This is a genomic window from Burkholderia sp. E168m23, from assembly GCF_016586125.1.
Lineage (GTDB): Bacteria > Pseudomonadota > Gammaproteobacteria > Burkholderiales > Burkholderiaceae > Burkholderia > Burkholderia orbicola.
The window spans coordinates 1-6666 of the sequence record NZ_BCPP01000331.1 but is presented as its reverse complement, the minus strand read 5'-3'; the positions used below and the strand labels follow the sequence as shown (position 1 = coordinate 6666).

Genomic DNA, 6666 nt, shown 5'->3' with positions numbered 1-6666 from the left:
GAACGCCGCGAGGCTCTGCAGCATCTGGAAGTAGAACTGGTTGCGGCGGTCCCAGCCCTTCACCGCGCCGGCGGCAAGCGACAGCGACGGGTGCGCGACGACCCGCTTCGGGTCGAAGAACGTGATCTGGCCGAGGCCGTCGCATTCCGGGCACGCGCCCATCGGGTTGTTGAACGAGAACAGGCGCGGCTCGAGCTCCTGCAGCGAGTACGAGCAGATCGGGCACGCGAACTTCGAGCTGAACAGGTGCTCGCGATCGGTATCCATCTCGAGCGCGATCGCGCGGCCGTCGGCGAGGCGCAGCGCGGTTTCGAACGATTCGGCGAGCCGCTGCTTCATGTCCGGGCGCACCTTCAGGCGATCGACGACGACGTCGATCGTGTGCTTGTCGTTCTTCTTCAGCTTCGGCAGCGACTCGACCTCGTAGATCTTCGCGGCGCCTTCGTTCGCGGCGCCGCCGCCCGAGCGCACGCGAAAGCGCACGAAGCCCTGCGCCTGCATGTCCTCGAACAGCTCGGCATGCTCGCCCTTGCGATCCGCGACGACGGGCGCGAGGATCATCAGCTTGGTCTCCTCGGGCAGCGCGAGCGCTGCGTCGACCATCTGCGACACGCTCTGCGCCTCGAGCGGGATGTCGTGATCGGGACAGTACGGCGTGCCGACCCGTGCGTACAAAAGTCGCAGGTAGTCGTGGATTTCCGTGACCGTGCCGACGGTCGAACGCGGGTTGTGGGACGTGGCCTTCTGCTCGATCGAGATCGCCGGCGACAGCCCCTCGATCAGGTCGACGTCGGGCTTCTCCATCAGCTGCAGGAACTGGCGGGCGTACGCGGACAGGCTTTCCACGTAGCGGCGCTGGCCTTCGGCATAAAGGGTGTCGAACGCGAGCGACGACTTGCCCGACCCGGACAACCCGGTAATCACGACCAGCTTGTGGCGCGGCAGGTCGAGATTGACGTTTTTCAGGTTGTGGGTGCGTGCCCCACGGATACGGATCTGTTCCATGAACCTGGCGAAAATGGAGGGAACCAAACCTGCTACTATAACGGCTTTTCGAGACCGTCGTTTACGGCCCCCAGCCTTTACAGCAGGTGGCAGCAAGGCGACACCTGCGCCGGGGAAAGCGGTCGCGCCGCACGGTTCCGGGCGGCCCGCAGGCCGTCTGCATCCGGCCCCGACGTGTCGTCCGAAAGGCCGCCAGGCCGCCGGTCCTGATCTTCCGCCGCCCGCTGCCGGGCGGACATTCCGATCATTCGAAATTCATTCCCGATGTCCAATCCGTCTGCCACGTCTTCCCGCATGACTGCGCCCGAACTGCGCGCGACCACGTCGCTCGCGGCGATCTTCGCGTTGCGCATGCTCGGCCTGTTCATGATCATGCCGGTGTTCTCGGTCTATGCGAAAACCATCCCGGGCGGCGACAACGTGCTGCTCGTCGGGATCGCGCTCGGGGCCTACGGCGTCACGCAGTCGCTGTTCTATATCTTCTACGGCTGGGCGTCCGACAAGTTCGGCCGCAAGCCGGTGATCGCCACGGGCCTCGTGATCTTCGCGCTCGGCAGCTTCGTCGCCGCGTTCGCGCACGACATCACGTGGATCATCGTCGGCCGCGTGATCCAGGGAATGGGCGCCGTGTCGTCGGCGGTGCTCGCGTTCATCGCCGACCTGACCTCCGAGCAGAACCGCACGAAGGCGATGGCGATGGTCGGCGGCTCGATCGGCGTGTCGTTCGCGGTCGCGATCGTCGGTGCGCCGATCGTGTTCCACTGGGTCGGGATGAGCGGGCTGTTCACGATCGTCGGCGTGCTGTCGATCCTCGCGATCGGCGTCGTGCTGTGGATCGTGCCCGACGCGGCGAAGCCCGTGCACGTGCGCGCGCCGTTCGCCGAGGTGCTGCACAACGTCGAACTGCTGCGCCTGAACTTCGGCGTGCTGGTGCTGCACGCGACGCAGACGGCGCTGTTCCTGGTCGTGCCGCGCCTCTTGGTCGACGGCGGGCTGCCGGTCGCCGCGCACTGGAAGGTCTACCTGCCGGTGATGGGGCTCGCGTTCGTGATGATGGTGCCGGCGATCATCGTCGCGGAAAAACGGGGCAAGATGAAGCCGGTGCTGCTCGGCGGCATTCTGGCTATCCTGATCGGCCAATTGTTGCTCGGCAGCGCACCGCATACCATTCTGATTGTGGCGGCGATCCTGTTCGTGTACTTCCTCGGGTTCAACATCCTGGAAGCGTCACAGCCGTCGCTCGTGTCGAAGCTCGCGCCGGGTTCGCGCAAGGGCGCGGCCACGGGCGTCTACAACACCACGCAGTCGATCGGGCTCGCGCTCGGCGGCATCGTGGGCGGCTGGCTGCTGAAGCACGGCGGCGCGAACACGGTCTTTTATACGTGTTCGGGGCTCGTTGCTGCCTGGCTTATAATCGCGGCCAGCATGAAAGCGCCGCCGCGCAAGGCCTGAACCTTTTATTTCGGGCAGGCATCGGCAGCGCGCCGGCTTGCCCCGGCGGGCCCCTGCGGCGATACACGCGGGCGGCCCCGCATCGAATTTACTGGAGAAACACATGGCATCCGTCAACAAGGTCATCCTCGTCGGCAACCTCGGCGCCGATCCTGAAGTCCGTTACCTGCCGAGCGGCGACGCGGTTGCGAACATCCGTCTCGCGACGACCGATCGCTACAAGGACAAGGCAAGCGGCGATTTCAAGGAAATGACCGAGTGGCATCGCGTCGCGTTCTTCGGCCGTCTGGCGGAGATCGTCAGCGAATACCTGAAGAAGGGTTCGTCGGTCTATATCGAAGGCCGCATCCGCACGCGCAAGTGGCAGGGTCAGGACGGCCAGGATCGTTACTCGACCGAAATCGTCGCCGAACAGATGCAGATGCTCGGTGGCCGCGGCGGTTCGGGCGGCGGCGGTGGCGGCGGTGACGAAGGCGGTTATGGCGGCGGCTACGGTGGTGGCGGTGGCGGTCGCGGCGAGCAGGCGGAGCGCGGCGGTGGTGGCGGCGGCCGTGCCAGCGGCGCGGCACGTGGCGGTGCGGGTGGCGGCGGCCAGAGCCGTCCGAGCGCACCGGCAGGCGGCGGCTTCGACGAGATGGACGACGATATTCCGTTCTGATCGCCAGTCGGCATCCTGCATCACGATGGGCCCGAACGTCCGAGCCAAGCCAGTCGCTTGGCCCGGGTTTTCGGGCCTCGTTTCGTTTACGTGGTTCCTGCACGCCGCACCCTGGATGAACCGTGGCTGACGCACTCCCCGACCTCATCGCGCCCCATCTCGACGTCCTGTTCTGCGGGATCAATCCCGGCCTGATCGCGGCCGCGACCGGTCATCACTTCGCGGGGAGAAACAACCGCTTCTGGCGCGTGATCCATCTCGCGGGCTTCACGCCGACGGAAATTTCGCCGCGGGACGATCGCGAGATTCTCCGTTACGGCTGCGGGCTGACGGCCGTGGTGCCGCGGCCGACCGCCAGTGCCGATCAGCTGTCGCGCGCGGAATTCGTGGCCGCGGCCGCCGGGTTCGAGCAGAAGGTCGCGCATCATGCGCCGCGCTTCGTCGCGTTTCTCGGCAAGGCGGCGTATGCGGCGCTGTCGGGGCAACGGGAAGCCGCGTGGGGATTGCAGCCGTCCCCTATCCAGCAGGCGCGGGTGTGGGTGCTCCCCAACCCCAGCGGCAGAAACCTTGCGTTCGGGCTCGACGATCTGGTCGATGCGTATCATGAGCTTCATCTCGCCGCGATGAAGGACCGGCACGATGCGACGCAGTAAGACGGCGGCGCCGTGGCCGGGCACCATCGTGCCGCGCGCGTTCTTCAACCGCATGGCCACCGAGGTGGCGCCGCAACTCCTGAACAAGATCCTCGCGGCAGCGGACGGCCGCGCCGGGCGCATCGTCGAAGTGGAAGCGTATGCGGGCGCGCTCGATCCGGCGGCGCACACCTATCGCGGCAAGACGCCGCGCAACGCGACGATGTTCGGGCCGCCCGGGCACTTCTACGTGTATTTCACGTACGGCATGCACTGGTGCTGCAACTGCGTGTGCGGCCCGGACGGCGCGGGAACGGGCGTGCTGATCCGTGCGCTGGAGCCGCTGCACGGGCTCGAGCAGATGCGCGCGGCGCGGCCGCCGCGCACGCGCGATCGCGACCTGTGCCGCGGCCCGGCTCGATTGACGCAGGCGATGGGGATCGGCGGCGCGCAGGATGGCGTCGACCTAGTCGGCGCGCGCGACGGGTTCGCGATCGTCGACGACGGGATGGCGCCACCCGCCGATCTGGCGGGCGGGCCGCGCATCGGCATTCGCGTCGGTCAGGATCTGCCGTGGCGGTGGAGCGTGCCCGGCAATCGATACGTATCGGGCGCGGTGCCGCGCATCTGACGCGTGCCGCGCCCAAGTCACATGCCCGTCGCGCCCGATTCGACCTGCGTCACGCGGTCGCCATTATTGATCGGCTAAGCTGGCCGTTTCGACGTTTCGATCGAGGGGACACCATGCGGCGGGTCGTATTCAACCAGAAGGGCGGCGTGGGCAAGTCGACGATCGTCTGCAACCTGGCGGCGATCAGCGCGAGCGAAGGATTGCGCACGCTCGTCATCGATCTCGATGCGCAGGCGAACTCGACGCGCTACCTGCTCGGCGACGCGGCGGCCGACGCGCAACCGGGCGTCGCCGGTTTCTTCGAAACCGCGCTGACCTTCAACTTCCGTCCGGTCGACGTCGCGTCGTTCATCCACGCGACCCCGTTCGAGGAGCTCGACGTGATGCCCGCGCATCCGGATCTCGATACGCTGCACGGCAAGCTCGAATCGCGCTACAAGATCTACAAGTTGCGCGACGCGCTGAACGAACTCGACATGTACGACGCCGTGTACATCGACACGCCGCCCGCGCTGAATTTCTATACGCGCTCGGCGCTGATCGCGGTCGAGCGCTGCCTGATCCCGTTCGACTGCGACGATTTCTCGCGGCGCGCGCTGTACACGTTGCTCGAGAACGTGAAGGAAATCCAGCAGGACCACAACGCGGCGCTCGAGGTGGAAGGGATCGTCATCAACCAGTTCCAGCCGCGCGCGAGCCTGCCGCAGCGGCTGGTCGACGAGCTCGTCGACGAAGGGCTGCCGGTGCTCGCGTCGCGGTTGTCCGCGTCGGTGAAGATCCGCGAATCACATCAGCAGTCGACGCCGGTGATCCATCTCGAGCCGACGCACAAGCTCGCGCAGGAGTTTCGCGCGCTGCATCGCGAACTGGCCGGTTGAGCCCGCGCCTGACCGGATCGACCAAGGCCGCTTCGAGCGGCCTTTTTTATCGCGACTCGTCATTCCTCCGATTATTGAATTCGTCATTTATAATCCGGAAAACGATTTCATAATAAATTCAGAAAAACGATTACATGGACTGCGGCTCCATTTTCAATGAAGGCCAGTTTTCTAATAAACAGAATAATGAATTGGTAAATATTGCGCGATGTCACGATGCGCTATGCTGCAAAAAGGTAAAAAGGCATTGCGGGTCGGACGCTCGGGTTGGTCATTCGCGATATCGGCGTGCAGCGGGCCTCGGCGGTCGCCGTATAGGGTAATAAGGGTTTATACCTATCATTAATGCCACTTAATTGACAATTAATCGCTCTAGAATGGTTTCCTTCAACTTCCCGTGCCCAAACAGGTAGCGGGTTGCCAATAAGGAAGCGACTGTCGATCAAGCTTCCACTTTTCTTTACGTTTGTCTCTCGCATTGTTAACAGGAGCGTGCCCGATGTCCGTATTTGCCCCCGAAAAACTCGCCGCCGATTATCAATCCGGTATCGCCGCCTGGTTCGCGATCGCCCGTCCGGCGATCCACGGCTTCGAGGCCGTCGTCGAACTCAACCTGCAAGCGGCCCGGACGGCGCTCGAGGAATACGAGGACAAGCTGAAGAACGCGTTCAACGCCAACAACCCGGCCGCGGGTTTCGCGCAACAGGTCGCCGCGCCGCAGGAAGCGGCCGGCAAGGCCGTGTCGTATGGGCGCCATTTGTTCGACATCGCGGTGTCGACGCAGTCCGAATGGGCGAAGGTCGCGCAGGCGCAGTACGAACAGAACGACAAGCGCCTGAAGGACGTGCTCGGCGAACTGTCGAAGCACGCGCCGGCCGGCTCGGCGCCGGTGGTGGCCGCGCTGAATTCGGCGCTGTCCGCGGCGAGCGCCGCGGCCGACTCCGTGCGTGCGGCGACGGGCCAGGCGATCGAAGCGGCGCAGAGCGGCTTCGATGCGGTCAGCGAAACGGCCACGCGCGGCGCCAAGCAGACGGCGGCCGCCGCCCGCAAGGACGCAGCGGCTGCGCGCGAATCGGCTGCGTAATCGCGCAAATGCGCGCATGAAGGCGCGCGTGAATGCGTGTCGCGCGTCGGCGCGACACGATTGATCGGCGCCGGACGGCGCCGGCGCCGCGTGTGCCACGCGGGGGCCGGCAAGCGTCCGGTGCGCCGCAAGACGTCCGTGCGCGGTGCCCGTGCAGCGGTGTGCCGTGCCGCCGGTGCGAACAGGCGCCACCCGTCAAGACCGCGGCGTGCGACCCCGACCCCGACCGCGATTGCGCCGGTTGGCGCGGCGCGTGCCATCGTCACGTGTGATCGCCTCGTGCCGGCGTCACGACGACAAACTGATTTCGATGCAGGGATTGAACA

6 protein-coding genes and 1 pseudogene are annotated in these 6666 nt (G+C 65.6%); 6 read left to right on the top strand and 1 reads right to left on the bottom strand.

Annotated features, from left to right (window positions below; genetic code table 11):
- Positions 1-1005 (bottom strand): annotated as a pseudogene (locus JMF90_RS17965) (excinuclease ABC subunit UvrA); the annotation flags it as partial.
- A gap of 264 nt (positions 1006-1269) precedes the next feature.
- Here JMF90_RS17965 and JMF90_RS17960 point away from each other — a divergent pair.
- The 6 genes from JMF90_RS17960 to phaP all read left to right on the top strand — a co-directional run bounded on the left by JMF90_RS17960 (position 1270) and on the right by phaP (position 6340).
- Entirely contained in the window at positions 1270-2457 is a 1188-nt protein-coding gene (locus tag JMF90_RS17960; protein WP_006477799.1) for an MFS transporter, read from the top strand.
- Between the two features lie 103 nt (positions 2458-2560).
- Complete coding sequence (locus JMF90_RS17955) at positions 2561-3115, top strand: single-stranded DNA-binding protein (protein ID WP_006477800.1); 555 nt, start codon at positions 2561-2563, stop codon at positions 3113-3115.
- A gap of 122 nt (positions 3116-3237) precedes the next feature.
- Positions 3238-3768 (top strand): G/U mismatch-specific DNA glycosylase, encoded by a 531-nt coding sequence (gene mug, locus JMF90_RS17950; RefSeq protein ID WP_054928048.1) that lies wholly within the window; start codon positions 3238-3240, stop codon positions 3766-3768.
- Positions 3755-4378, top strand: coding sequence for a DNA-3-methyladenine glycosylase (locus tag JMF90_RS17945; protein ID WP_011546226.1), 624 nt, complete (start codon positions 3755-3757; stop codon positions 4376-4378). Before mug ends, JMF90_RS17945 begins: the two co-directional genes overlap by 14 nt.
- 113 nt (positions 4379-4491) lie before the next feature.
- Positions 4492-5256 (top strand): ParA family protein, encoded by a 765-nt coding sequence (locus tag JMF90_RS17940; RefSeq protein ID WP_011546225.1) that lies wholly within the window; start codon positions 4492-4494, stop codon positions 5254-5256.
- A 499-nt stretch (positions 5257-5755) separates the two neighbouring features.
- On the top strand, positions 5756-6340 hold the full coding sequence (gene phaP, locus JMF90_RS17935; RefSeq protein WP_011694404.1) for a TIGR01841 family phasin: 585 nt from the start codon (positions 5756-5758) through the stop codon (positions 6338-6340).
- The last annotated feature ends 326 nt before the right edge of the window (positions 6341-6666 follow it).